This window comes from Nonomuraea sp. NPDC049400, assembly GCF_044466425.1.
In the GTDB taxonomy this organism is placed as follows: domain Bacteria; phylum Actinomycetota; class Actinomycetes; order Streptosporangiales; family Streptosporangiaceae; genus Nonomuraea.
Window position 1 is genome coordinate 14348 of sequence record NZ_JBITMP010000029.1, and the last position, 25416, is coordinate 39763.

The following is a 25416-nucleotide window of genomic DNA, read 5'->3' on the forward strand; positions in this document are numbered from 1 at the left end:
CCGCTTGACCGGCGTCGGGATCCAGACCGGCGATTGGGGAGAGGTGCCGTCAGCTCTCGTGACTCGTCTGACATATGAGCAGTACTGCGATGCGATCGAAGCCGTGGACGCGCGCTTCGTCGAACTGATGGCGGGTTCCGATCTGGAGACGCCGGTGCCCACCTGTCCTGGCTGGACGCTCGCTGACCTGACCACGCATCACGGCACCACCCACCGATGGATGGAGCACCTGGTACGCCATCGCGTGACCGAGCGCGTCTGGTCCCGAGACGTACCGCTCGACCTGCCTCAGGACACGGCGGCCTACCCGGCCTGGCTGGCCGAAAGTGCGGAACTGTCGCTGCGCACGCTCCGAAGCGCCGACCCCGATGCCCCGAACTGGACTCACGGGGCCGACCAGCATGTGCGGTTCTTCCCGCGCCGTCTGCTGTGTGAGGCGATCATCCACCTCACCGATGCCGAGCTCGCTCTGGGACGCACTCCACACATCACCCCTGACATCGCCGCCGACGGGATCGATGAGTTCCTTGAGAATCTGCCGTACTACCCGTGGATCGCTGAACCCGTGAGCCGGCTGAACCGCGATGGTGAGACGCTGCGGTTCTCCTCCACCGACACCGATGACGGATGGCTGATCACGCTCGGGGACGGCTGCACCTGGGAAACCGGTGTCGGCGACGCTCATGCGACGGTCGCCGTACACGGGTCCTCCGGCGATCTGCTGCTGCTGATCTACGGGCGGCTCCGACCCGGCGACGCCGAGCGCTTCATCGTCACCGGGGACGGCGAACTGCTCAGCTCGTGGCTGGGTGCCACGGCGTTGTGAGATCGAGGTTGAATCGTACGCGCTGCGCGGCTCCTGCTCAGGTAGCCCCTTGTCCGCGCAAGCTTTCACACCTTGCGGCTCGACCGAGGCCCGTCCAACCCCCAAGAGATGATTTTGATGGGAGTGATCGTGATGATCTCCCGCGAGAAATACGGCACCGGCGGCTCGTGGTCGGTCAGGGCCACCGCCGAGCCACGGATCTCGATGCCGCGCACCACCCACGGCTCCAGCGAGGCCAGGTCGTCGACGGCGAACGACACAGTGCTGCCCTGCTGGACATTCCTGAACTTCTTGGACGCCCCCAGCGCGTGCCCGCCGATGGTGATCGTGCCCGAGGCGGCGTCCACGAAGAACCCCACAGGGTTGTTCTGGACTTTGCCGGTCGGAGAGACAGTGGCCAGACGGCCAAGGTGCTGACCGGTCAGATAGTCGAGTTCTGCCTGCGTGAAGATCATGAAGCAAGTGTGCAACCTTGACACCGACGTCATTCAAACCCGGCCGGGACAACTTCCGAGGACACGGGGCGACGGTCGGCCCAAGTGGCGCGGCGCCCGCCTCCACCCCGCTGCCCGCCGGCCAGGAGCAGTTGCTCGCCGAGTACGCCGCAGCCGGCGAGGCAGCCGATCGGCTGCCGCACCGGTCGAAAGCGCGTCAAGACGACAACACAGCGAGATCAGTGACCCCGAGACGCCTGGTCAGGCGACCTTGGTGGGCAGTGGAGAATCGTCGGGGGCGCGGGTCGCGGCGATGTCTCGGCGTGGCGGGGCCAGTGCGGCGGCGATGGCCACCGCGCCGACCGCGCACACAACGGCTGTTCCGTACAGCGCGATGTGCAAGGCATGGGTGAATCCGGCGGCCAATGCGGCCGGGTCGCCGCCGGACAGGTTTCCCGCGGCGACCTTGGCGGCCAGTTCGGGAGAGCCGACGCGGGTGCCGATCAGGCTGACCAGGACCGCACCGAACACGGCGATGACGATGGCCTCGCTGCCGATGCGCATGGTGTTGAGGAACCCGGTGGCCATTCCGGCGCGCTCGGGCTCGACCAGGCTCATCGCCGTTCCGTCACCCACGCCGAACGACACCCCGGCGCCCAGGCCGATCAGCAACAGCGGCCCGGCGATGACGGCGACGGGGGTGGCGGGTCCGATCACGGTGAGCCACGCGTTACCGGCGGCGAACATCGCCAGGGACGCCGTGATCAGCACACGGGCCGACACGCCCCGGTTGACCAGCCCTCCGGCCAGCGGCGGGGCCAGCAGTACCGGTCCGGTCATCAGCAGTAGCACCGTCCCGGCGCGCTGGGCGGACAGGCCGCCCGCGCCGACCAGATAGGTGGGCAGGTACGTCAGCAGCGTCACGAAGCCGAAGGTCGTCACCACCGGCACCATGCACAGCGCCAGGAACCGGCGGTTGCGCACCAGCGACAGATCCAGCAGCGGGGCGGCCGACCGCGCCTGCAGGACGACGAAGACCGCCAGCAGCCCCACCCCGGCGGCCAGCAGCGCCAGCACGCCGAGACTCGACCAGCCCCAGTCCGGGCCCTGGACGGCACCCAGGACCAGCGCGCCCAGCCCGGCGACGAACACCACCGCACCCATCATGTCCAGCCGGGGACACTGCCGGGCACGCGACTCGGCGACAAATCCGACACCAGTCAGCGCCACGACCACCAGGACCGCGTGCAATCCGAAGGCGGCACGCCAGCCCAGCGCGCTGACCAGCCAGCCCGACAGGGTCGGCCCGACCGCCAGACCGAGCCCGGCGGCACTGCCGAGCGCCGCGAACGCGCGGGTGCGCGCTGCGCCGTCAAAGGTGGTGGCCAGGATCGCGCCGCCGCTGGCGAACACTCCGGCCGCGCCGATGCCCGACACGGCGCGAGCAATGTCCAGCAGGGCGATGCCGGGGGCGGCTGCTGCGGCCAGCGAGCCGATGGCGAACAGCCCCGCGCCGGCCGCGAAGGTGCGGCGGCGTCCCACCAGGTCGGCCGTGGACCCGGTGACCAGCATGAACGAGGCGAACGTCAGGTTGTAGGCGTTCATGACCCATTGCAGCGACGCGCCTGCGGTGTGCAGGTCGGCGCCGATGTCGGGCAACGCCACGGCCGCTCCGGAGATGGACATCGGTACGGCGGCGAAGGCCAGCAGCACGATTGCCAGCGTGATCGCCGGACGGGAGCGTGCAGTGGGATCGGTTGTCACGAGTTCGGGGCCCTTCGGAGGATGTTCGACAGCCACAATCGGCCACCAAAGGGACATTGCCACTGAGTGGCATTATCTGTCAAAGCGCAACAGCCTCTGGGTGGTAACCTCGTGATGTGAGTGATGATCTGCGTGACCTGCCGCTACGCGAACGCAAGAAGATGCGCACTCGCCGAGCCCTGGCCGAGACCGCACTCCGCCTGTTCACCGAACGTGGATACGACGCCACCACGCTGGACGATCTGTGCGATGCCGTGGAGGTGTCCAAGCGCACCTTCTTCCGCAATTACCGTTCCAAGGAGGATGTGGCGCTCGCCGCCGACAGCGACCTGTGGTCGGCCTATCTGGACTACGTGGCCGCCCAGGAGATGAACGGCCCGCTGATCGAGGCGCTCCGCGTGGCGTTGGACACCACCTTGAGCACCATGGACCCCGACTGGGATCGCCGCTTCCTGGCCGCCCGCGAGTTGTCCGAAGCCGTCCCCGCGCTGCAGGCGCACAGCCTGGGCTACTGCCAGGACACCACCCGGGCCCTGGTCAAGGTGGTGAGTGGCCGGTCCGGGACCGACGTCGAGGAGGTGCGCCTCCGTCTGACCGTGGAGATCTTCGTGGCCGCCTGGCGCACGGCCTCCCTGCGCTGGACGGCGCAGGGCGGCCACGGTGGCCGCGACACGTTGACCAAACTGGTCGAGGAGACCTTCGCCGAGATCCCCGCCGCGCTCGCGTCCTCCGCCTAGCGATCCCTCGTCATCTCGGCAAGGGCTCCGACCACACCGGTCTCAACGCCAGAGACGTACGCCACCGCGACGAGAAGTGGGGCGTCCAAACCGTTGCAGCACGGGCGAGGCGGCCATCAGCCGGAAACCTCGCCCGTCTCGATCTTTGCTACAGCCCGATCACATCGGCCAGGAGGTCCACCTGCCCGGGATCGGGATCGTTCCCCATGAAGATCAGCTCATCACAGCCGATCCGATCGAACTCGGCGATCGCGGCGGTGATCTGCTCCGGTGCGGTGTATGCGATGGAGATGCCGTACTGCGCGTACTCCTCGCCGGCAAAGGCGTAGTACGAGCCGATGGCATCAGAGATCGTTGCCTCGGCATCAGGCCCGAGCGCGTACATCACCGACGCCACCAGGCGCGGAGAGCCGGCTCGGCCGGTTTCGGCCCACGCCTGCTGGATGTGGGGGGCGAAGTCCTGCACGTCCTGGACGGTCGCGTCTCCGGCGATCCATCCGGTCCCGTGGGAGGCGATGCGGCGCAGGGTCGCCTTCGAGTTGCCGCCGAACAACAGAGGCGGTCCGCCGGGTGTGGCCGGCCGAGGGCCGACGGGGTCACCGGGTGCCGAGGACCCCGCGAGCCGATCCAGGAGCTGGTCGAACTGCTTTCCTCTGGTGCTGTAGTCGACCTCGCTGAGGACGAAGTCGTCTTCCCGGGCGCCCGGGGCGAGCCCCAGCTGCAGGCGGCCGGGACCGGCGAGCTGGTCCAGCGTGGTGACGGCCTTGGCGAACAGCGCATGGTTGGCGCGCAAGGGCGCGAGAAGCACGCTGGTCAGCAGCCGGATGCGCGAGGTGGCGCCGGCGGCGGCAGCCAGGGTGATCAGCGGCTCCGGGGTCGACCAGGCCAGGCGGTCGCTGACGCTGAGAGTGGAGAAGCCGCGCGCCTCCGCGCGGCGTGCCCACTCCACCAGGGCCGTGCCGTCGGTCCACCTGCCATGGCCGGGCAACCCGATACCGATGTCCATCGCGAGTGCGATTCCTTTCCCCGAAGATAAGTCGTGTACGGAGGTGTGACCGGATCGGCGTCAGCCGACCCGGTCAGGCGTGGCCGGTACGTGCCGGGCTAGCCGGTCGGGCCGGGCTCCAGTAGCCGGTGCAGGTCGGCGACGGGCTGGACTCCGGAGATCGGCGGCAGGCCGTCGATCACCAGGCTTGGGACGCCCGTGATGCCGTGCTCGGCCGCGCGGCGGCGGTCCGCCCGTACCTGTTCGGCGTAGTCGTCACCGGTCAGCACGGCGTGCACCTCATCGGTGTCCAGGCCGGCTTCGCCGCCCAGGCGCTGAAGGACCTGAAGGTCCGCCACGTTCAGCCCCTGGGTGTGGTACGCGTGCAGCAGCAGCTCCATCATCTGATCGGCTCGGCCACGGTCGGCGGCCAGTTTGACCAGCCGGTGCGCGTCGAAGGTGTTCACCGGCCGGGCCAGATGCAGATTCAGCTCCAGGCCCTCCGCAGAGCCCAGCGCCCGGATCCGGGCGATCCGGGCAGGCGCCTGGTCGCCCCACCATCCGGCCATCGCCTCGGCGGCGGTCGGGCCGGGGATCCGGCCTTCCTCCGGTGCGAGCTCGTAACTGCGCCAGACGATCTCTACGCTGTCGCGGTCGGCGTGCATCGCCAAGGCTGCCGACAGGCGTCTTTTGCCGATGTAGCACCACGGGCACAGCACATCGGCGTATATCTCCAGCTTCATGAAGTCCTTTGAAAGTGATTGTGGTTGTTGCGCCACAGGTGTTCGCCTCAACCCGCATCGCGCACAAGCTCCTCACGCTCGAGTGCGGGGCAGGTCCCGGTTGCCCATCCTGCAATCTCAACTGCGGTTGAGGTCAACCACGGGCCGCCTGGCGACCAGCACCTCGGCCGACAGTTCCTGTTCCCACCGGCCTGCCGGGTTGTCGGCGAGCAGCGCCTGCCGCAGCTTCCTGACGAAGGCGGGCAGCCGGTCGCCGAGCCGGGCGGGCGAGCTGTAGGAGTAGGAGAGCTGGAGCCCGATCAGCCCGTCCACGTCCCAGGTCAGCCGCCGCGTGACAACCCGGGAATCCAGGTGGCAGAACGGCGAGGCGACCAGCACGACCGCGCCGCCCCGCGGCAACAACTCGTCCAGCTGCGCCAGGACCGCCCTGCGGTCCATCCAGTGGAATCACCACATGATCGAACGCCGGCAGCGCCCGCAGCGCGATCGAGTCGCCGTGCAACCAGGCGATGTTGGTGACGCCCTTGGCCAGGCGCCTGCCCTCGGCGAGCATCGCCCGCGCCGGGTCCACGGCGAGCACCGCCTTAACCCGACGGGCCAGCGGGATGGCGATCGTGCCCGGGCCGCAGCCGAGGTCCACCCGGCTGTCCGCCCCGAGCGTTGCCGCCAGGTGCTCGATCACCGCCTGACCGTAGCCCGGACGGTATCTGGCGTAGTACGGCGCAGCGCCCCCGAACAGGTCCTCCACGGGTGGACCATAGACAAGCTCAGCAGGGGTGGATGCGGGCATCCCGTACGCCCGTCTCCGTGCGCGGGCGGCGCGCACTGCCCGGCGGGCCTGCGGGGTCCGCCCTTGGGGCACTCCGTCGCCGTGGACCAGGAGTTCGCGCTCGTCGATGCCGGTGCCGAGCTGGCCCGACCAGGACGGTCAGGACGACCGCATCGGCCGGGGCTCGGGGGCACGTACGGGGGGTGCCGATGCGCGATGCGGCCCACGACCGGCACGTGCGGTTCATGGGGGAGGGGCACGGCATGATGATCGCGGGCCCGCGGCACGTCCCCGAATGCCGTACGGCATCGCCAGGACCAGCGAGCGGACCTTCCTGGTGCTTGCGTCACTGCGCCGGTCGCGGGACTTTCGTTTCGTGCAAGCCGGCGGGGAGGATGGTTCGGCAGCGTCCCGGGACGCTACGGATCGGTGTTGCCCGCGGGAGGAGGACCGTTGACCCTGACGCAGGGTCAACCTCTCAGCATGGTGGCATGACGAAGAAGCCAGTGCGGTTGGGGGTCGGCGGGCAGCGCAAGTCGTACGGCGACCACGACGACGATGGCGAGCGGGCTGAGAGAGGCGGCAGGACGATGCGGCACTTCATGGTTCACCACGACGGCGTCACGATCCCGGTGTCCCGCGGTGGCCGGGGACGACCGCTGGTCCTGTGCCCTGGGTTGAACTCGACGCAGGCCGACCTGCACGAGCTGGCCGAGCTGCTGCGGCGCGACCACGATGTGATGACCTTCGACCTGCGGGGCCATGGTCTCGCCTCGGCCGCCGACCGGTACTCCTTCGAGGCGTTCCTCGGTGATCTGGTCGCCGTGATGGCGGAGCTGGGACGCCTCGACCTGGATGCGGCGCCCGTGCTTGTGGGCTACTCGTTGGGCGCGGACCTGGCCGTGCGCTATGCCTCCGAGCATCCTGGTGCTGTCGCCGGACTGGTTCTCATCGATGGGGCGAATCCGGTGCCCGAACCGTTCATCACCGAGGACGTTCTGCCGGAGTTCCGTGCAATGTGGGAGGACTTGGCGAGGCAGCAGGAGGCTGAGCGGGTCAGCGCGCGCCAGGTGTTGCTCACCGCTCAGGAGATTCTCGAGCTGAATGTCGAGATCGATGTCGTTCGGTCCGGGATCCTTGACTGGTACCGGAAGATCGAGCGGCCCATCAGCGTGATCATGTCGACCTCGATGGCCGGCGTCGGCGGCGAAGGGCATGCGCCGCGGTTCAATCAGAACTGGCGTGCCGGCGTCGAGCGGCTTGTCCGCGAGCAGCCGCACATCGCCATGTCCTGGCTCGACGCCGACCACCGGCTGGTCTTCACCCACGCCCCGGAGATCGCCCAGATCATCCGGAGTGTACAAGGCCCAGTGGGCCAGGCGACTTCTTGAGCAACTCCTGGGAGGCCGGTCCGATGCTGACCATCGGCGAGCTGGCGTCGTACGCCGGAGTGACGGTGCGCGCGGTGCGGCACTATCACGCCAAGGGGCTGCTGCCGGAGCCGGAGCGGGACCGCTCCGGCTACCGCCGGTACGACGCCGGCGCCGTGGTCGAGCTGATCAGGATCCGGACCCTCGCCGAGGCCGGGGTCCCGCTGGCGCGGGTGCGGGAGCTGCTGCAGGCCGACGCGGAGGAGTTCGCCGCGGCGGTCGCGGACATCGACCGGCGGCTGCGGGCGGAGATCCGGGAGCGGCAGCGGCACCGCGAGCGGATCGCCCGGCTTGCCGCAGGGGACAGCCTGGCGCTGCCACCGGAGGTGGTCGAGTTTCTCGACCGGCTGCGGGCGCTCGGCGTCGACGAGCGGATCGTCCAGGTCGAACGCGACGGCTGGATCCCGCTGGCCGCGCACTCACCCGAGTGGGTCCCGGAGTGGGTGGCACGCAAGCGGGAGCAGCTCGCCGACCCGCAGCTCGTCGACTTCTATCTCACCCTGGGCCGGGCCCTCGACCGGACCGACGACGACCCGCGGCTGGTCGAGCTGGCCGACAAGCTGGCCGCGTACATCACGCGGATGGCCGACGAGCAGGGCGATGACTACGTCGACGATGCCGACATCGAGCCACCGTTCGTCAAGCTGATGGACACACTGGCGTTCGACGCCGCGCCACCCGCCCGCCGGCTGATCGAGCTGCTGAAGCAGCGAGGCTGGACCGGCTGGACCAAACTCGAGCGCGTGGACCCACCGCGAGGTGCGCCCAGAATACGGCCGGAAGACACCGCGGCGGGGCGCTCCCCGCGTCAGCGGTGACCGCGGGAGTGGATGATCGTCCGGGGCCCCACCTTCGCCCTCCCCAAGTTCCAGGCAGCCTCGGAGCGCTCGGCAAGCTCACCCAGAGACGCATGAGCAAGCCCGCCTGCGGGGCCCGCCGCCACAGGTGGTGCGGGCCCCGTACGGAACGGCGGAGGCCGCCGCCTCCGCTCCCTCCATGGCAGGAGGGTCAGCGCGAAGCGCATCCGTTCCGATGGAGTCCCTGCTGCGGGTCAGGACTGGGACGCCGCAGTGAGCTTCGCGATGTCGGGGGCGTAGACGGCCATCCAGTGCGGATGCAGCCGGTAGTAGACCACCTCGTTGTCCCAGTCGAAGGAGTCGTCGCCGTAGAAGTCCTTGAAGTAGGCGCGCAGGTCTGGCCAGTCCGGGGCCGGCTCGCCGTCCTGGGGGTTGAGGATCTCCACTGTGCCGTGCGTGAACACGCCCAGATCCTCACCACGCATGTACGCGGCGCTGACGGCGGGGCGGGCGGCGAGATGGCGGGCCTTGGCTGCGCCGCGCGCCGTGCCGAAGTGCCACTTTCCGTGCAGGAAGTGCCCGTCCACACCGCTGATCCGCGGCTCGCCCTTCGCCGTCACGGTGGACAGGGCGAGAGTGCACATGCCGGTCAGGATCTGGGTGAGCTGCTCCGCGGTCAGTGTGCGCTCGGTGTTGATGATCGAGCGGAGGTGCGAGGTGGAGCGGGAGAGTGAGGTATCGAGGAGAGCCTGGAGCTCTTTGAGCTCTTCTGGCGTTTCGCGCATTGAGGTCCTTGTCCATCCGTTGGGCCCGGTCCACGTCAGCCGTCGACGCCGACCGATGAGACCATGCTCGACCCAAAACCCGACACCTTGTGTCCTATTTCTTTCTCCGTCTGGGCTCATCAACCTCGGGACGGAGCGGAGGGCCGCTACGGGGGACTGATGACGGTGAGCATGCGGGCGAGCTTCCACGGCCGGCGACCCCAGGCGGTGAGCTTTCCCTCGAGAAGTGGCTTCGCTATCCCTTGTCGGCCGATGAACACCAGCATGAGTGCCGCGGGGTCGGCGGACAGGTGGGCGTCGACGCCGCGTGCGCCGCCCGAGTCGAGCGTCAGCGAACCGCGGTCGAAGACCATCAACGTGCGTCCGCCTCCGCGTAGGCGCAGGTCGAAGCGGGCTTGGAAGGATGCGGCCCGCTCCTGGTGCACCAGGGCCGTGGGTGGCAGAGCGGCGATGAGTGGAAGCACGCCGCCCTCGATCGCGAGCAGAGCGTGGTGACGCTGGATCGGCCACGGGCGTCCGGTGGCCACAGCGATGTCATGGCCGTGGATCAGGCATTCCTCCAGCAGGTGACATGCCACCGCTGACGGCGGCAGTCGGACGCCTTGCAGCCACGTGACGGTGCCTGCATGCGGACGCGAGGCGATGTCGTCGAATTCCTGTGCCAGCCTGCCGAGGCGATCGGCGAGCACGCCGGGGTCCCGTTCGTCGTCCCGGGCCAGCATCCTGGCGTTGACCTGGGACATTCCCGCCGTCGTCACCGTGGCATCGGGGACCGGTCTTCCGGCGATGGCGTCGGTGTCGAAGCGGAGAACGTGAGCCAGGTGAGCTGCGACATCGCCCACCGTCCACGTGCCGACCGCACCGGCTCCGGGGCCGGGGACGCTCCGCATCAGTGTGACCAGGCGGGGAATGACCTCCCGCAATGCCGCACGAGCCTGGGCCAGGGTGTCGGACCCGCCGCCGCGCGTCGCGGCCGGGACCGTGCCGGCGCCTTCTCGCGCGGCAGGGTCTGGGCCTCGTGTGGAGGAGGAGGCGTCCGTCATCGATTCACTCCTGCGGCATGAGTGCTTGTGGCGGTGGCCGTTCCATGGCCCGGACGGGGTGGCCGCACCCCTGCCTGGCGCGACACGCTGGATATTGTCAGGTGAGCTTGAGAATGTAAAGTGATCGCCATGAGTCGGAGCTACGGCCAGTACTGCGGCCTCGCCCGAGCGCTCGATGTCGTGGGTGACCGGTGGAATCTGCTCATCGTCCGCCAGCTCCTCATCGCTCCCGCGCGCTACCGCGAGCTGCTCGACGGGCTCGGCGGCGTGGCCACGAACCTGCTCGCCGACCGCCTGCGCGACCTGGAGACCGCCGGGGTGGTCGAGCGGCGGCTGGCCGATGAGGGCAACGCCATCGTGTACGCGCTCACCCCCTGGGGTGCCGGGCTGCGGGAGCCGGTGGAGAGCCTCGTCCGCTGGTCCACGCCGCTCATGGCGCGCGGGCCAGGCGGCGACCGCGTCCAGTCCGAATGGCTCGTCGTTGGGCTCGGCGCCCTGTTCGCCGGGCGGGCCGCATCCCGGCCGTCAACGGTGGGGGTCGCGGTCGGCGGCCAAGTGCTCCAGCTGCGGGCGACACGCTCAGGCATCGAGGTCACCCTGCATGATGGCGGGGCTCTTGATGCCGTCGTGCGTGCCGACGCCCCGACCGTTCTCGGGCTGGCAGCGGGCGCGTTCGCCCTCGACGACGCCGGCGGGCTCGTCGACATCGAAGGCGATGAAGCCGCGGCACGAGCCCTTTTCGACTCCGGGCGCTCCGATGCCGAAGGCTCCACGCGCCGGGCATCTTCCGGCGATCGGCCAAGCGATCGGCGCTGAACACGGCCGCACGCCACCCCGGGCAGGGGGTTCAGTGAGCGGGTCCAGGCAGGCTCCGGTGAGTGGGCTACTGGTGTGGTGGCGTGCGGGAGTCCAGCGCACTCTGGCACCGTCCGGCTGAGTGCGTGGGCGTCGGCACCATGGCGAGAACGGAGATCGACCGCGTAGACGAGCAGGGCGAGCACCTCGGCGGCGGGGGCGCGGCGCCGGGACCAGCTGGTCCCGTGATTCGGCGATGCTGAGTGCGCCGGTCAGCGCGTCGCACAGCCGCTCAACGGCGGGCACCCCGCACGCTGCCGCCACGTAATGCGGGGCGTCCCAGGCGGGGACCCGCCGCAGCGGGTCAGAAGCCGATCCTGGTCTCGAAGGTGTCGCGGGCCTGGGCGAGCTGGTACCAGCGGTCGGCGATGGCGTCGGGGTCGCCTTCGCCTCCGCCGGGGATGATCGGTACGCCCACGCACACGTGGCCGACGTAGACGCCTTCGGCGGCCAGGTCGCCCTGGATGGAGCTCGCCCAGTGCCGCAGGCCCGCCTGGGCGATGCCGGCGTTGCCGAGCAGCGGGATCGGGATGATCGCCGAGGCGCCCGTGGTGAACAGCAGCGCCCCGTCACCTTCCTTGCGCATCGCGGGCAGCACCGCCGCCGCGGCGGTCAGCGCACCTCCGACGATCAGGTCGACCTGGGCGCGGGCCGATTCCGGCGTGGTCTCCAGCGCCGCGGTGAACCCCATCGCCGCAGTGTCGGGGATCGAGCCGGCGCTGTGGTCCCAAGCCGGGGCCGGGCTGTAGGACAGCACTCCGATCCGGCCGAGGTCGGCCGCGGCGGCTTCCAGTGCGGCGGTCAGACCGGCGCTGTCGGTGACGTCGGCCGGGTAGACCCCGGCGGTGATCCCCTCGGCCGCCAGGGAGTCGGCGATCGGCTGGAGCTTGGCACGGCTACGGGAGATCAGCGCGACCGGGTGCCCGGCGGCGCCGAACCGGCGGGCGATCGCCCGGCCCAGGCCCGGCCCGGCACCGACGACGGCGATGGTGGAAGGCATGCAGCTACCCCGCATTCGTTACGATCTGTAAGTAGCTTCACGATAGGGAACCGTTCCGACCCGTACAAAAGGCACATTGATGTTCGCAAGCCAAGATCCAGACCCGCGCATGGCGGCGGCCCGGATCCCGCCGCACCCCTGCGCGGCCTGGCCCGACAACGGCCACGGCATCCGCGACACCCTCGACCGCGTCGGCGACAAATGGTCCATCCTCGTCATCGGCATCCTCGCCGCCGGGCCCCGGCGCTTCGGCGCCCTGTACAACCAGGTCCCCGGCATCTCCCAGCGGATGCTCACCCTCACCCTGCGCCACCTCGAACGCGACGGCCTGGTCACCCGCACCTCCTACCCCGAGATGCCGCCCCGCGTCGAATACCAGCTCACCCCGCTCGGCGAAGGCATGCGCGAGACCGCCTACGCCTTCGTGCAATGGGCCACCGACCACAACGACGAGATCGAAGCCGCCCGCCACCGCTACGACGCCCGTCAGCGCTGACACCCGGCGCCGCTGTTCCACACCACTGTGACGCCCTACGGGCCGGTGCGGCTGCGCCGTGACCGCCGGCAGGTGCAGCTGGGACCGGCCAATCCTGCTTGACGGTGACGCCCGAGCAGGTCGCGGGCGTGGCGGACCTGCTCGGGCGTCACCGCTGCCGCTTGACCGCAGGACTCAGCCGTTGGCGGGCCTGCGGGGCAGCAGGAAGCTGACCGCGATGGTGAGTGCCAGCAGGGCGAGGCTGACCCAGATCGTGACGCTGAAGGCCGTACCGTACCCGCGCGTGGCTTCGCCGGAATGCTCGGCCAGCAGCGGGAAGAAGATCGTGCCGATGACGGCGACGCCGGCCGAGGCGGCGACTTGGGCGACCGTGTTGAACAGGCCAGAGCCCGACCCCGCATGCTCGGCGGGGACGTTCTCCAAGGTCAGCTGGGCCAGTGGGGCGACGGTCAGGCCCATGCCCGCGCCGCCGACGAGGACGCCGGGCAGGAAGGCGAGCCATCCGGTGTCCGGCGTGGCGGTGGTCGCGGTCAGGGCCAGAAGGGCGAACCCCGCGGCCAGGACGAGCAGCCCGAGTTGCACGGTCAGCCGGCCCAGCCGGGGGAGCAGCACCGCCGCGCCGAGACCGGCGGCGATGGTGGTGGCGATCGGCCAGGGCAGGATCGTCATGCCGGCCTCCAGGGGGGCCATGCCGAGGCCGGACTGTAGCAGTTGCATGAAGGTGAAGAAGAAGCCCATCACCGGCACGAAGAACAGGAACTGCACCAGCAGCCCGCCCCCGACTGAGCGCACGCTGAAGAGGGACACCTCCACCAGAGGAGAGCTGCCGCGGTGCGCCAGCCGTCGCTGGTGGCGGTGGAAACCGGCCAGCACGGCCAGGCCGGCCCCCAGGCAGAGGTACGTCCAGACCGGCCAGGGGCGCTCCTCGCTGCCCGCGATGAGGGGGTAGAGGATCAGCAGCAGGCCCGCGGCGCAGATGAGCATGCCCGCCAGGTCCAGGCGTGGCCGCGCGGCGCCGTGCCCCTGGGGGAGGACGCGGGCGGCCACGATCAGGGCCAGGATCCCGACGGGAACGTTGAGCCAGAACACACTGCGCCAGCCGAGGTCGTACCAGTCCGCCTCCAGCAGCGCGGCGCCGAGGATCGGCCCGACCGCCGCCGCCAGACCGGACAGGGACGAGAAGGCGGCCATCGCGCCGCCGCGCTCGTGCGGCGCGTACATGAGCTGGATCTGCGAGAGAACCTGAGGAACCATCGCCGCGGCGAAGACACCCTGGACGACGCGGGCCGCCACCAGCGCCTCTGCCGTCGGGGCGGCGCCGCACAGCGCCGAGGCGGCGATGAACCCGGCGATGCCGATCAGGAAGATGCGACGGTAACCGTACAGGTCGCCGAGCCTGGCGCCGGTGATGATTCCGAGTGCGAAGGCGAGCGTGTAACCCGCGAGCATCCACTGCAGTTGGGCGGGCGAGGCGCCGAGTTCGGCCCTGATGGAGGGCACGGTGACGTTGACGATGGTGACGTCGAGCAGGTCCATGAAGCTGGCCAGCAAGATCACGATCAGGGCGACCGTACGTCTGCGGCCGTTGGTGGCAGGGGTGGTCAGGTTGGATGTCTCAGTGGACACCGACGCCCTCCGATGTGCGAGAGAATGAGACGGATTGCCTTAGCTGCGAAGTATCTTAGAAGCTAAGTATCTTAGTTGCGAAGATAATGAGAGGTGAGTGTGGGCGTCAAACCGCACAACGAGGAGGAAGGCGCGCTCGCCGATCAGATCGTGCAAGCCATGACCGATCTGGCCGGCGCGCTGGGACGACTGAACGACCTGGTCGCACAACGGGTGGGGGTCGGACCCACAGACCTGCTGTGCCTGCACGCCCTCAACAGGGAGGGGCCCAGCACCGCGGGTGCGCTGAGTGCTCGCCTCGGCCGCACGACCGGCGCCATCACCCAAATGATCGACCGCCTCCAGAAGGCGGGGTACGTCAAGCGCCGACCGCATCCGGAAGATCGCCGCAGCGTGATGGTCGAGGCCGTTCCCGAAGCGCTCGGCAAGGTCGCCGCGCTCTACGCCGGGCTGGACGCGAGCAGCCGCCAACTGATGAGCGAGTTCACCGCGGAACAACTCGCGGCCATTCACGCCTTTCTTGTCGCCAGCCACCAGGATGTCGTCCATGAGTCCGACCTGTTGACCGGGTGAGCGTTGCGATCGTGCCCTTCCACCTCGTCTCACCTCGTCGGAGATGAGGCGGCCGCGGGCATCCGACGCCGCATCGCCGTTTCACCGGAGGGAGACGTCGCGGACCGACGGCGCACATCGCCGGCGATGTCCGGTAAGGCGGGCATGCCGAGGTGGATGGTGGTCGCGCGGCGGGTTCGTTCGTCGAGCTGGGCGAGTTTGGCTTCGATGGCGGCCAGGTAGATCGCGCTCGTGCCGCACGCGGCATCCCGTTGTGCGGGCGTGGCCGCCGGGCCGGAGACGTACGAGGTTGCGGTCGTCCGCTCCGGGCGCCTGCTTCTCACTACGGAGCTGCGTAATGACCTGTGCCGAGGGCACCACGACCTGAGAGCAGCGTGCCGGGAGAAGGCCGTGCCGTCCACTCAGGGAACGTAGCCCGGCGGACCCTGGGACCGGCTGGGCCAGGTTCGAGGGCCGAGAGCTCATTTTTCGCATCAAGACTGGAGGTGCGCTGTCCGGCAGCCCATGGGACTGCGGGCCGCGTACCTTCCCGGGGCATCCCCACTGGAGGCCCCTGCGCCGTCCCCGCCGGCTCCCCGGGCATCTGCCATAACCTCAAATCAGCGAGGGACGACATGAACGACACCACCATCCAGCGCAACATGGACGCCGCCCGGCTGCTGCTCGAGGACGCGATGCCGAACGGTCGCTTCGACGTCATCCGCGAGCTGGTCGCGCCGGAGGCTGTCACCCGCCGGGCCGGCTTCGCGAACCTGTTCCAGGCGACCGGGGATGCGATCCCGGCCAACGGAAACTTCCTGGAGTGGATCGAGGCGGGCTGGAAGCCGCTGTCCGAGTCCCTGAGCGATCAGACGTCGGAGGCCCGTGACATCGTGGGCCACGGCAACACCGTCCTGCTCCAGTTCCACATGACCGCGCTGCACTCCGGCACGTTCGCCGGCGCCCCGGCCACGGGCAAGCGGGTTGAGTGGGACGAGAACGCCGTGCTGCGTTTCAACGACGAGGGCAAGATCGTCGACTTGTGGTTCATGTGCGAGGAGCTGAGCCTCGCCCAGCAGATCGGCTACAAGCTGCAGCTGAGCTGAGTCACGATCCGGCGCGTCCGCAGCGGTCCTGCGGCGGTGACATGTGAGCCCCGCCGGCAGTGCGCGTCCGGCCTGCTCACGCGGCTGGTGGATCGGGACGACCGAGTCACGGGGGATGCTGACGCGGGCCGAACCTAGGACGGACTGGTCCACCCTGGCGTGCACCCACCCAGGTCCCGCGCGTCATCCTGGAGGTATGGAGCACAACGCTGAGCTGGGGAAATTCCTCCGTTCCCGCCGTTCCCAGCTGCGCCCCGCGGACGCCGGGCTGCCCACGGGCGTCGGCGCGCGCCGCGTACCTGGGCTGCGCCGGGAGGAGGTGGCCCAGCTCGCCGGTGTCAGCACCGACTACTACGCCCGGCTGGAGCAGGGCCGCCATCCGCACGTCTCCGAGGCCGTGCTCGACGCTGTCGCCCGCGCGCTGCGCCTCGACGACGTCGAACGCGACTACCTGCACGAACTCGCCCGCACCACGGGCGGCTCCCGCAGAAGCCGCGCCAAAGCCGCGATGCGCGTACCGCGCGTGCGGCCCGCCGTCCACCAGATGCTCGACGTGCTCGACGACGTCTCCCCGGTCCTCGTCGTCAACCACCGTCGTGACGTCCTGGCCACGAACCACCTGGCCCGTGCCCTGATCACCGACTTCGACGCGCTGCCGCACCGCGAGCGCAACCTGGCCCGTTTCGTCCTGCTCGACCCGGCTGCCCGCGAGCTGTACCGCGATTGGGAGGAAGTCGCGCAAATCTTCGTCGCCAACCTGCGCCTGGCCGCCGGAAGCCACCCCGACGACCGGCAACTGAACGAGCTGATCGGAGAGTTCTTCGTCAAGGTGCCGGAGTTCAGCGCCTGGTGGGACAGTCACCGCGTCCAGCAGTGCGCCTACGGCGACCAGCGGTTCAGGCATCCCGTCGTCGGCGACCTCACCCTGCACCACGAGACCCTCGCCTTGCCCGCCGACCCGGACCAGGAGCTCTGCCTCTACTCGGCCGAGCCCGGCACGGCCTCCGCCGAGGCCCTGCGTCTGCTCGCCAGCTGGACAGCTCCCACAGAGGCGGAAAGGATCCTTCCCACCGATGCCCAGCACCACCACTGACACCACTCCGCACGGAGCCCACCTCCGGCTGCTCTGGCCCGAGTGGCAGGGGGCCGGTGCCGACATGGTCGGGCACCTCGCCCCGGAGTTCCCGCTCGATGCGGCCCGCCGGGCCTACACCGTCGGCACCACCGTCCTGCAGGCCGTGCTGCCGCAGAACGGCGGGCCGGTCGCCACCGTCCCCGTCCCCATGGGCGACCCCGGTGGCGAACTGCGGGACGGCATCGAGTCCAAGACCGTGCTCACCCAGCAGCTCAGCGACGCCCTGAAGATCATCAAGGAGCAGGACCCGGCCCGCATCACCACCTTCGGCGGCACCTGCACCGTCAGCGTCGCCCGGTTCACCTCGCTCGCCGCCCGCTACGAGGACGACCTCGCGGTCGTCTGGATCGACTCTCACCCCGACGTCGACACCGGGGCGACCGACTACAACGGCTACCACGCCATGGCCGTCTCCATGATCACCGGCCACCGCGACCCCGAGATGTCCAGGCTGCTCCCGGCCACCGTCCCGGCCGACCGGGTCGCGCTCGTCGGCCTGCACGACTGGACCGAGGACGCCTACCAGCACGTCGGGGAATGGGGCCTGACCTCCTTCAGTCCCGCTGACCTGCGTACCTCCACCCAGCCGCTGCTCGACTGGCTCGCCTCCACCGGCTGCTCCCGCCTCGCGATCCACCTTGACGTCGACGCCGTAGACGCCAACGAGGGTGCCCTCGGCCTCGGCAAGGTCCCCGACGGCCTCACCGGCGCCGAGGTCAACCGGATCGCCCGCGACCTCCAGGGCGCGGCCGACGTCGTGGCCACCACGGTCGCCGAGTTCTTTCCCCGCGACGTCCTCCATGTCCAGCAGGTCCTGCGCGGCTTCCCCCTCATCGGCGGCTGAGCAGCGTGGCGAGGCGCGTGACCGACTGTCGGGCTCGATCCGGGTGCGCGTGAGCACCTGGACGCCGCACTGGAGGACGTGCAGCAGTTGGTGGCCCAAGATGGCCACGACGATCCGGCTCGGGGTTCAGCACGTCACCAGGTTGTCTCCGTCGTCATACATGTGATCGACGTCGCGCCGAAGACGAGCCAGTGTGCTGCGGATCTCCTCGCACGGTGACATCGATACAAGAGACGGCCCCCACACCAAAGGCCGCGGTTCGGTGTGGAGCTCCTGGTCCAGCTGGTCGATCAGCTCCAGTGCGGTCTGCTTGTCCATGCTGCGCTCGGCCAGTTCGCGACGCATCCGGGCGAGCATCGATCGCACGCGATCTCGATTGAGGGAGGTTGGCGGGTCGGCGTGCGTCTGGCTGACCTGGCACGAATTGGTGATCATCCTGATGTTCAGCCAATGATCGATGCTGCCCTCCAGGCACGACAACCTGCTCAGCACGGGAAGGAGCGCCGAGACGTTGTCCATGTACTCCGAGTTGAGGTCGTGTGGGCACGGCGAGGGGGTGGTCCTGCCCGAAGTCAGCTCTTTGGGCCCCGACGATGCCGGCCGCCACGGCTGCGCCTGGAGAGGGCGTGCCGCGCGCATCACCTGCTCGCGGCCTGCTTCCACGTCAGTAGTTTCGTCGACGACCTCCTTGATCTCATCGTTGAGGGCGCCGAGGATCGCGTCGAGTTCGGCGTCGGACATCTGGCGCGTCATGCGCCACCCCCTCCGGAAAGCTTCTGCTTGAGAGCGGTTCGAGCACGTGTGAGGTTCTGCCGGACAGCAGCTGGGGTGGTCTGTAGGTGGGTTGCGATCTCGTCGGTGCCGTACCCGTCCAGGTGCCAGGCCAAGACCATGCGCTGGAGCCTGGGCAGGGTGGCGATGTGGTCCATCACCCGCCGCTTTTCGTCACTGAACTCCAGCATCGCGTCGGGCCGCAGCAGCTGGCTGCGATGACCGGCCGGCAGCAGCTGTTCGCCGTCGGGAAGGTCGCCGGCCGGATCTTCGTGGGATCGCTTCAGGTCCTTGGACCGCCACAGCTTGCGGGTGGCCACCGTCCGAAGCCAGGCACGGGGATTGCTGATCGTCTCCCAGGTGCGGATCGCGTCCTCGAAGGAGGCCTGCACGAGGTCGGCGGCCAGGTGCGCGTCGGCGCCGGCCTTCAGCAAGAAGCCCAGCAGAGGCTTGGCCTCCTGGTCGTAGAAAGCGGCGATCTCGGCCATCACGACTACCTTGCGTGTGGAGAGGCTCTCCAGCAAGGCATCAACGTGCACTGGCCCATCAGCGAGTGAGGCGGCGATCTCGGCCTCATCCTCGCCTCTCCCTTGCGGGTGGTCCCGCACCAACTCTGCCGTGGGGACTGCGGCCTCCGCTGCGGGCCGCGCCCATTTCACCTCGTAGATGTAGAGCTGCTCAGACGTCACGCCGCGGCTCCGGCGAGCGGGCCAGTTCCACCTTCACCAGCGCTCCGTCGGCCGCACGGACGGTCAGCCGGCTGCCCGCCGGCAGCGCCCTGAGCATGTCCGGCGTCGCGCTGGCCTCATGCGCGCAGGCCATACTCGGCCGGGCCCGGCCACGCAGCCACAGCGCCAAGGCGCGGCTCGCGTACAGGGCAACCAACACGGCGGCTCCCGCAAGGGTGATCTCCACGGGCATTCCTCCTTCGATCCGGTCCGACCCTGGCATGCACCGGGGTACGTCAGGGAGTGCCACGAGCCGGCGCATCTGTGACATGCCGATCCGGTCGTGTCGCCAGGAGGCAGACGATGTAGGTCACCGGGGTCGGGGGTGCGGGCGACGGCCTGCAGCGTTGACCTGTCTCAGCTTTGAGTGAGTGGGTTGGGCGGTCATCTTGCGGAGCTCCTGTCGTGGTGCTGCCTGAAGGGCGTTCTTCGTCCAGATTTCTCACGAAGGGGATGCTCTCCCGCCCGGAAAGCGAGGGCGGCGGCCAGGCAGGCGACGGGTATGACGGGCAGCACGTACCGGTGGTCGAAGTCCAGGACCGCGACCGGGCCGATCAGCAGGCCTGTCGCCACGGCGCACGGCAGCAGCGCCACGCGGGGTCGCCGGACCGCGGCGACCGCGCCGAGCAGGAGGATCAGGCCCAGGAACGGGCCGCGCAGGTAGGCGGCGTACTGGTAGGCGATGAGGAAGTCCGCGTACGGAGAGACCGACGACAGGCCGCGGATGTCCGGGTCGTACTCCCGTTTCACCTTGTCGATCAGCGGCTGGTCGGGCAGTTCCCAGTGCCCGCTCCTGAAGCCGAACGCCGGGGTGGTGCGGTCGGGGTGCGGGATCGGCGTCCAGGAGAAGGCGATGGCGGTGTCGCGTACGACGTCGCCCAGGTAGTCCAGCGGCTGGGCGAGGATCGCCTGGATCGCGAACGAGCGAGCCAGGTCGTTATGCGCGAAGCGGTCGCCGGGCAGCAGGTTGAGCGAGGCTCCAGGTGCCCACACGTACTCGGAGGCCGCGTCCACCTTCGTCCCGTTGGGGCACAGGCGCGCCAGATCGGGCGGCGGCTGGATGCGGGCGCAGTCGGCGAACGTCATCGTGCGCGCCCACAGGGCGACGCCGTCGGCGCCGCTGATGGCGAAACGGCCGTGGTGCTGGGCGTACCAGGCGGCGTAGCCGGCCAGAGGCAGGACACCGGCGAGGACCAGCGCGGCCAGTGGCCGCCATCCCACGCGCCGCACGGCCAGCACGAGCACAACGAGCAGCAGCAGCGGCAGCGCGATCGTCCTGGTCAGCGCGGCCGCGGCGAACAGCAGGCCCGCTCCGGCGGCGGCGCGCACGGACAACCGCGGCGACCACATCAGCACGGCCAGCCCGGCCACGACAAGGAAGATGAACTGCGTGTCGGACAGCACGGCATGCCCGAGTCGCAGGAAGGAGGCGTCGAACAGCAGCGGCACCGTCGCCGACGCCGCCACCCACCCGGGCGCCGACCTGCGGCGCAGCACCGCGTACAGCAGTATCCCGGTGCTCAGGCTGATGACGTGCTGGACGGCCGCGACCAGTTCCACGCTTTGGAACGGCAGCAGCGCCCGCAGCAGCAGCGGGTAGCCGATCGGGTGGAATGTCGCCGACGGAGCCGGGTGCACAGCGGTGTCAAGGTAGGTGAAGGAGTCGTACCAGTAGAGCGTGACCGGACGGTAGCCGAGCATCGTCACCACCCGCAACGCCGTAGCCAAGAGCAGCAACGCGGCGAAGAAGCGGTGGTGGGGGAGGGCGCGGCGCTGCGAGGGCAGGGCCACGCGGGTGTCGGTGAGCACGCGAAATCCGATCGTCGGGCATGACAGGGGCATGACGGGGTCCGCGCATGCCGAAGACAACGCATGGCGGTGAGGGGCGCGCGCTCAGCCGCGCGCGCCCCGGGTGGAAGCTCTCAGTGCCGAGCCGGGATCAGCAGCGGGAGCGCGGCACCGAGCTGCGCCGGGTGCCGGGCTCGGCGCCGACCAGCAGGAGGGCCTGGCCGTCGGCGCTCATGACGCCGTCGTGCACGTACCAGCCGCCGGGGGCCGAAGGGCCCGAAGGCTTGCCGTTGTTGGAGATGTACGACGGCGTGACACCGCGCTCGCGCAGCAGGGCCGCGACCTCGGCGACGCTCTTGTTGACGTAGTCCACGCAGTGCAGGGGCTCGCCGGGCATGGCGATGCCGGGCGGCATCTTGTACCGCTCGCCGGGCAGGGCCTGCCTGCCGAGCGTGATCTCGGCCTTCTTGTCGAAGTCGACCGGCACCTTCACCCCGATGGGGCAGCCCAGAAACCGCTCGCACGGGCCCGGGGAGCCGATCGTGGTGATCGGGCCCTCAACCGGCACCATCCTGCCGGACCTGAGCCGGTCCATGTCGTTGATCAAGAACATCTGGCCCGCCAGGCTCGCGGAGGTCGGCACCACGTCGAGCGTGATGTCCAGGCCCCTGGCCCGCAGCTCCCGCTGGTACACCTCGGGATCGGCCAGCAGGTCCTGCACCGTGATCACGTAGTGGTCGTCCACCAGTACGATGTCGAGCGCGGCGGAGGCGGGCGCCTGAGCGACGCCGAAGGACAGCAGGGCCGCCAGCGTCGCCAGCACCGGCACGGCCGCCCACCTGCGCGGGTGCGGAAGGGTGAACCAACTGCGGCGGCGGCGAGCGGGGACGGGGACCGAGGTGATCTCCTCGAGCAGCTCCCTGGCGATCGGCGTCGTGCCGGGGCCGGGATCGGGCGCGATGCCGGCCACCAGGCGGTCGATCTCGTGCATCACATTGCCCCCTTCGCCATCGCGACGGCACGCAAGCCGATGCGGGCCATGTCGACGCCGGCCGCCTCCAGGTGTCTGGCCAGCCGTTTGCGGGCCCGATGCAGCCGCAGCCGGGCGTTGGCCCGCAGGCAGCCCAGGACGGTGGCGATCTCGTCGGCGCTCAGCCCCTCCCAGCCGGCCAGCGCGAGGATCTCCCGGTCGTCGGGGCTCAGCCGCGCGAACGCCTCCTGGACACCCGCCAGGCTCTCGCCGGCCTCGGTGTGCTCCGCCCACACGGCGAGCTGGTGACCGAGCCGCTCCACCAGCTCGCTGCGGCGCGACTCGGCGCGGCGGCCGTTGGCCAGCACCCGGCGGGCCACGCCGAACAGCCACAGGCGCGCGCCCGCACCCTCCGGGATGTCATCCAGCCGGCGCCAGGCCGTGGCGAACGTCTCAGCGAGGGCATCGGCGGCATCCTCGTGGGAGTCGGTACGCCGCCGGACATAGGCAAGGATGTCGGCATAGTTGGCAACGTAAATCACCTCGAAGCGCTGCTTGCGGTCACGGTGGCTCACGCTGCCTTCTCTCATCCGAACGGTCCGACACCCCGTACATGTCCGGACCCGCCAGAGAGTTTCACCCTGATTTCCGGCGAATTTTGGATGTTCCGCATATCGGTAACCGCGATCTTCAGGATCTCGTGCGGAAGCCCGTACACCTCCAGCGCCACCATCGCCATGGCCACCAGGTTAGGAGGACCCGCTTACAGGGGACAGCGCCGCCTGTCGTAGCGCTGTAAGCGCGCTGTCATCGCCGATCGGCATCGTCGAGACCGTCAACGACGGCTCTGTGAAAGGCACGACATGACAGGCAACGGGCACGACAAGACGCAGCGGCTGCTCGAATGGGCGGTGGCCGAGCTCGAGATCCCCGGCATCGTCGCCGAGGTCAAGGACGCGGACGGCACCTGGTTCGGCACCGCCGGAGTGGCCGACCTGACGACCGGGGCCAGGCGCGGACCGGGGGAGTACCTGCCCATCGGCAGCGGCGGCAAGGCCTTCACCGCCGCCGCGGTCCTCACCCTGGAGGCCGAGGGCCGGCTGGACCTCGAGGACCCCGTGAACAAGTGGCTTCCCGGTGTGCTGAACGCCGGTGGCTACGACGGCGACAGGATCACCATCAGGCACCTGCTCGGCAACACCGGCGGCCTGTTCGCCACAGGTCTCGCGCCGGAACTGGTGTCCGGCTACGCCAGCCGATCACGGTTCGCCGAGCACCGCTTCGACGTCTGGACCCTCGAGGACCTGCTGAGGCTGGCGGTGTCCCAGCCGCCGGTCGGACAGCCCGGCGAGCGCTTCGTCTACGCCAACGGCGGCTTCTCCATCGCCCGCGCGATCATCGAGAAAGTCACCGGCAACACCTACGCCGACGAGATCGAGCGCACGGTCATCCGGCCACTCGGCCTGACCGCCACCTACGTGCGCCCCGAAGGGGACGCGGGATACCGCGGCCCGCACCCGCGCGCGTACTCCACCCAGTTCTACAAGGACGGCGTCGACCCGGCGGCCGTCACCCCGGACAACTGGGAGTCGATGATGGAGGAACCCGGACTCGAACCCCTCGACGTCACCGAGTTCAACACCTCCTGGGACCCCGGAAACCTCGTCTCGACCACCGGCGACATGATCCGATTCGTCAACGCCGTGGCCGGCGGCGGCCTGCTGCCACCCGCGCAGCACCGCAAGATGTGGACCACGGTCTCCACCGAGGGCGCCGGCTGGCTGTCGCACACCCGCTACGGCCTCGGCCTGTTCGAGCTCGACAAGGCGGCGACCGGCGGCCGGACGGTGTGCGGGGTGGCCGGCAGCTACTGGGGACACATGTTCTGCGCGCTGGGCACCCCCGACGGTGAGCACACCGTTGCCTTCCACACCAACACCGAGGCCAAGAGCTTTGACCTCCTCTTCAAGCTCGCTGAAGCGGAGCTCGGCATCACGATCGGCGCGTAGGCGCGGGCCGCGTACTTCCTCCGGGCCGCCGATCGTGCGCGATGGGGTGGAAGCGAAGGTGGTTCAGGCCGGTGCGCCGCCGTCGTGAGAGGTGAGGACGTCGAGCAGTAGCTCCGCCAGGAGCTTGGCGTCTGCTCCGAAGGCGACGTCGGCGTTGGGCCGCCGAGTCGTGCCGAGCCGGGTGTCCATCACGGTCCGGCCGACCGTGAGGGACCCGGCGGTCTCGACGGCGACGTGCACGCTGCGGGTGGTGATGACCTGGGGCTGGACGAGGTAGGCGGTGCAGACCACGTCGTGCACCGGTGCGGCGTCGGCGGCGGTCACGACGCCCTGGTAGGCGGAGATCCGCCGCGAGATGAACCGGGAGGCGGCGATCCCGGCGGGCGTCCCCGACTCCTCCAGCCTCAGGCAGGTGTCCCTGGTGATCAGGGCCTGGTATGTGGCGTCGAGCGGCACGAGGGTGAGACGGGTGAACCCCGCGGACAGGACCATGCTCGCGGCCTCAGGGTCGGCCCAGATGTTGAACTCGGCCGATGCGGTCACATTGGTCACCGCATGGCCGCCGCCCATGACCACCAGTTCGTCGACCGCTTCCGTCAGGGAGGGGTCGATGGCGAGTACGGTGGCGATGTTGCTCAGCGGTCCGACCGGCACCAGAGTGATCTGTTCGGTTGTCGCCCGGAGCGTCTCGACCAGGAACTCGACGGCCCCGGTGTCCCGGCGTGCGCTGCGCGCCGGTGGGAGCGGCAGGGCGCTGCCGTGCGGGTCGTCGCCTGAGTCCCGCTCGAAGTGCTTGCCGGAGGGGAAGCCGAGCCGCGTGATGGGACGGCTGAGTCCCGCGAAGACCGGGATGTGGGAGCTGCCGATCCAGTCGAGCACCCGCAGCGTGTTGTCGGTGGTGTTCTCCAGCGGCACGTTGCCGTTGACGGTGGTGACGCCGATCAGGTCGAGCTCCGGATGCAACGCCGCGAACATGATCGCTACTGCGTCGTCGGTCCCGGTGTCGACGTCGAGGATGACCTTCCGGCTCATGAGTACGCCTTCCCTTCCATGGTGGTGTGCAGGCCGTCGCCGACGAGTCGGTGACGGGGGGTCTCGGGGGATACGAGGGGGCAAATGCGGCGATGATCATAGCCAAGCCACAGCCGATGGCGACTGCGTAGCTGCCGGGGGCGATGACCAGACCGGGCCGCCGGCGTCGTTCCGGATTCCCGAGTGGAAGG

General features: G+C 69.6%; 29 protein-coding genes and 1 pseudogene. 11 read left to right on the top strand and 19 right to left on the bottom strand.

Translation table 11 applies throughout. The features are described 5' to 3' along the window. Positions 1-58 precede the first annotated feature (58 nt). A complete protein-coding gene (locus tag ACIBVN_RS36255; protein ID WP_397144326.1) occupies positions 59-826 on the top strand; it encodes a maleylpyruvate isomerase family mycothiol-dependent enzyme in 768 nt (255 codons plus the stop codon). Positions 827-891: 65 nt separating this feature from the next. Here the strand turns inward: ACIBVN_RS36255 and ACIBVN_RS36260 are convergent, their stop codons facing one another. After that, on the bottom strand, positions 892-1281 hold the full coding sequence (locus tag ACIBVN_RS36260; RefSeq protein ID WP_397144328.1) for a PPOX class F420-dependent oxidoreductase: 390 nt from the start codon (positions 1279-1281) through the stop codon (positions 892-894). Positions 1282-1521: 240 nt separating this feature from the next. Beyond that, on the bottom strand, positions 1522-3024 hold the full coding sequence (locus ACIBVN_RS36265) for an MFS transporter (RefSeq protein WP_397144330.1): 1503 nt from the start codon (positions 3022-3024) through the stop codon (positions 1522-1524). 116 nt (positions 3025-3140) lie between these two features. Between ACIBVN_RS36265 and ACIBVN_RS36270 the strand changes: the two genes are divergently transcribed. Then, positions 3141-3761: a TetR/AcrR family transcriptional regulator gene (locus ACIBVN_RS36270; RefSeq protein ID WP_397144332.1), complete on the top strand. Its 621-nt coding sequence runs from the start codon at positions 3141-3143 to the stop codon at positions 3759-3761. Between the two features lie 148 nt (positions 3762-3909). Here ACIBVN_RS36270 and ACIBVN_RS36275 read toward each other — a convergent pair whose 3' ends face one another. The 4 genes and pseudogenes from ACIBVN_RS36275 to ACIBVN_RS36290 form a co-directional block, all read right to left on the bottom strand. Continuing rightward, positions 3910-4767 (bottom strand): LLM class flavin-dependent oxidoreductase, encoded by an 858-nt coding sequence (locus ACIBVN_RS36275; RefSeq protein WP_397144334.1) that lies wholly within the window; start codon positions 4765-4767, stop codon positions 3910-3912. A gap of 98 nt (positions 4768-4865) precedes the next feature. Continuing rightward, positions 4866-5489 carry a DsbA family protein gene (locus tag ACIBVN_RS36280; RefSeq protein ID WP_397144336.1) on the bottom strand — a complete coding sequence of 208 codons (624 nt, stop codon included), beginning with the start codon at positions 5487-5489 and terminating at the stop codon, positions 4866-4868. A 117-nt stretch (positions 5490-5606) separates the two neighbouring features. After that, entirely contained in the window at positions 5607-5927 is a 321-nt protein-coding gene (locus ACIBVN_RS36285) for a hypothetical protein (protein WP_397144558.1), read from the bottom strand. A gap of 67 nt (positions 5928-5994) precedes the next feature. After that, positions 5995-6279, bottom strand: a pseudogene (locus tag ACIBVN_RS36290) (class I SAM-dependent methyltransferase); the annotation flags it as partial. A 470-nt stretch (positions 6280-6749) separates the two neighbouring features. Between ACIBVN_RS36290 and ACIBVN_RS36295 the strand changes: the two are divergent. Together ACIBVN_RS36295 and ACIBVN_RS36300 are read left to right on the top strand one after the other, a co-directional pair. Then, complete coding sequence (locus ACIBVN_RS36295; protein ID WP_397144338.1) at positions 6750-7649, top strand: alpha/beta fold hydrolase; 900 nt, start codon at positions 6750-6752, stop codon at positions 7647-7649. Beyond that, complete coding sequence (locus ACIBVN_RS36300; protein WP_397144340.1) at positions 7646-8506, top strand: MerR family transcriptional regulator; 861 nt, start codon at positions 7646-7648, stop codon at positions 8504-8506. The genes ACIBVN_RS36295 and ACIBVN_RS36300 overlap by 4 nt, the downstream gene beginning before the upstream one ends. Positions 8507-8739: 233 nt before the next feature. On the opposite strand, the gene ACIBVN_RS36305 is transcribed toward ACIBVN_RS36300, so the two are convergent. Both ACIBVN_RS36305 and ACIBVN_RS36310 read right to left on the bottom strand, forming a co-directional pair. Further along, positions 8740-9270 carry a pyridoxamine 5'-phosphate oxidase family protein gene (locus ACIBVN_RS36305; protein WP_397144342.1) on the bottom strand — a complete coding sequence of 177 codons (531 nt, stop codon included), beginning with the start codon at positions 9268-9270 and terminating at the stop codon, positions 8740-8742. Between the two features lie 146 nt (positions 9271-9416). Beyond that, positions 9417-10313, bottom strand: a complete 897-nt coding sequence (locus tag ACIBVN_RS36310; protein WP_397144344.1) for a maleylpyruvate isomerase N-terminal domain-containing protein — start codon at positions 10311-10313, stop codon at positions 9417-9419. A 129-nt stretch (positions 10314-10442) separates the two neighbouring features. On the opposite strand from ACIBVN_RS36310, the gene ACIBVN_RS36315 reads away from it, so the two are divergent. Continuing rightward, entirely contained in the window at positions 10443-11129 is a 687-nt protein-coding gene (locus ACIBVN_RS36315; RefSeq protein ID WP_397144346.1) for a winged helix-turn-helix transcriptional regulator, read from the top strand. A 343-nt stretch (positions 11130-11472) separates the two neighbouring features. On the opposite strand, the gene ACIBVN_RS36320 is transcribed toward ACIBVN_RS36315, so the two are convergent. Continuing rightward, positions 11473-12168, bottom strand: coding sequence for an SDR family NAD(P)-dependent oxidoreductase (locus ACIBVN_RS36320; RefSeq protein WP_397144348.1), 696 nt, complete (start codon positions 12166-12168; stop codon positions 11473-11475). A gap of 79 nt (positions 12169-12247) precedes the next feature. On the opposite strand from ACIBVN_RS36320, the gene ACIBVN_RS36325 reads away from it, so the two are divergent. Continuing rightward, the gene (locus ACIBVN_RS36325; protein WP_397144350.1) at positions 12248-12664 is read left to right on the top strand and encodes a winged helix-turn-helix transcriptional regulator; all 417 of its coding nucleotides are present in this window, start codon (positions 12248-12250) and stop codon (positions 12662-12664) included. A 174-nt stretch (positions 12665-12838) separates the two neighbouring features. Here the strand turns inward: ACIBVN_RS36325 and ACIBVN_RS36330 are convergent, their stop codons facing one another. After that, the gene (locus ACIBVN_RS36330) at positions 12839-14290 is read right to left on the bottom strand and encodes an MFS transporter (protein ID WP_397144352.1); all 1452 of its coding nucleotides are present in this window, start codon (positions 14288-14290) and stop codon (positions 12839-12841) included. Positions 14291-14389: 99 nt separating this feature from the next. Between ACIBVN_RS36330 and ACIBVN_RS36335 the strand changes: the two genes are divergently transcribed. Next, positions 14390-14863, top strand: coding sequence for a MarR family winged helix-turn-helix transcriptional regulator (locus ACIBVN_RS36335; protein WP_397144354.1), 474 nt, complete (start codon positions 14390-14392; stop codon positions 14861-14863). Positions 14864-14892: 29 nt separating this feature from the next. On the opposite strand, the gene ACIBVN_RS36340 is transcribed toward ACIBVN_RS36335, so the two are convergent. After that, on the bottom strand, positions 14893-15186 hold the full coding sequence (locus ACIBVN_RS36340) for a hypothetical protein (RefSeq protein WP_397144356.1): 294 nt from the start codon (positions 15184-15186) through the stop codon (positions 14893-14895). A gap of 291 nt (positions 15187-15477) precedes the next feature. Here ACIBVN_RS36340 and ACIBVN_RS36345 point away from each other — a divergent pair, with 291 nt between their 5' ends. From ACIBVN_RS36345 to ACIBVN_RS36355, 3 genes are all read left to right on the top strand, one after another. After that, a complete protein-coding gene (locus ACIBVN_RS36345) occupies positions 15478-15948 on the top strand; it encodes an ester cyclase (protein ID WP_397144358.1) in 471 nt (156 codons plus the stop codon). A gap of 196 nt (positions 15949-16144) precedes the next feature. Further along, the gene (locus tag ACIBVN_RS36350) at positions 16145-17041 is read left to right on the top strand and encodes a helix-turn-helix transcriptional regulator (protein ID WP_397144360.1); all 897 of its coding nucleotides are present in this window, start codon (positions 16145-16147) and stop codon (positions 17039-17041) included. Further along, on the top strand, positions 17022-17927 hold the full coding sequence (locus tag ACIBVN_RS36355; RefSeq protein WP_397144362.1) for an arginase family protein: 906 nt from the start codon (positions 17022-17024) through the stop codon (positions 17925-17927). Before ACIBVN_RS36350 ends, ACIBVN_RS36355 begins: the two co-directional genes overlap by 20 nt. Before the next feature lie 126 nt (positions 17928-18053). Here the strand turns inward: ACIBVN_RS36355 and ACIBVN_RS36360 are convergent, their stop codons facing one another. From ACIBVN_RS36360 to ACIBVN_RS36390, 7 genes are all read right to left on the bottom strand, one after another. After that, positions 18054-18680, bottom strand: a complete 627-nt coding sequence (locus tag ACIBVN_RS36360) for a hypothetical protein (protein WP_397144364.1) — start codon at positions 18678-18680, stop codon at positions 18054-18056. After that, entirely contained in the window at positions 18677-19387 is a 711-nt protein-coding gene (locus tag ACIBVN_RS36365) for an RNA polymerase sigma factor (protein WP_397144366.1), read from the bottom strand. Before ACIBVN_RS36365 ends, ACIBVN_RS36360 begins: the two co-directional genes overlap by 4 nt. Then, complete coding sequence (locus ACIBVN_RS36370; RefSeq protein WP_397144368.1) at positions 19377-19613, bottom strand: hypothetical protein; 237 nt, start codon at positions 19611-19613, stop codon at positions 19377-19379. The genes ACIBVN_RS36365 and ACIBVN_RS36370 overlap by 11 nt, the downstream gene beginning before the upstream one ends. Positions 19614-19810: 197 nt before the next feature. Then, positions 19811-21235 carry a hypothetical protein gene (locus ACIBVN_RS36375; RefSeq protein ID WP_397144370.1) on the bottom strand — a complete coding sequence of 475 codons (1425 nt, stop codon included), beginning with the start codon at positions 21233-21235 and terminating at the stop codon, positions 19811-19813. Positions 21236-21365: 130 nt separating this feature from the next. Then, positions 21366-22205: a hypothetical protein gene (locus ACIBVN_RS36380; protein WP_397144372.1), complete on the bottom strand. Its 840-nt coding sequence runs from the start codon at positions 22203-22205 to the stop codon at positions 21366-21368. Beyond that, positions 22205-22759, bottom strand: coding sequence for an RNA polymerase sigma factor (locus tag ACIBVN_RS36385; protein WP_397144374.1), 555 nt, complete (start codon positions 22757-22759; stop codon positions 22205-22207). Before ACIBVN_RS36385 ends, ACIBVN_RS36380 begins: the two co-directional genes overlap by 1 nt. An 11-nt stretch (positions 22760-22770) precedes the next feature. Next, positions 22771-22923: a hypothetical protein gene (locus ACIBVN_RS36390; protein ID WP_397144376.1), complete on the bottom strand. Its 153-nt coding sequence runs from the start codon at positions 22921-22923 to the stop codon at positions 22771-22773. Positions 22924-23047: 124 nt separating this feature from the next. On the opposite strand from ACIBVN_RS36390, the gene ACIBVN_RS36395 reads away from it, so the two are divergent. Further along, positions 23048-24193: a serine hydrolase domain-containing protein gene (locus ACIBVN_RS36395; protein WP_397144378.1), complete on the top strand. Its 1146-nt coding sequence runs from the start codon at positions 23048-23050 to the stop codon at positions 24191-24193. A 63-nt stretch (positions 24194-24256) separates the two neighbouring features. Here the strand turns inward: ACIBVN_RS36395 and ACIBVN_RS36400 are convergent, their stop codons facing one another. Beyond that, complete coding sequence (locus ACIBVN_RS36400) at positions 24257-25225, bottom strand: nucleoside hydrolase (RefSeq protein ID WP_397144380.1); 969 nt, start codon at positions 25223-25225, stop codon at positions 24257-24259. Positions 25226-25416 lie beyond the last annotated feature (191 nt).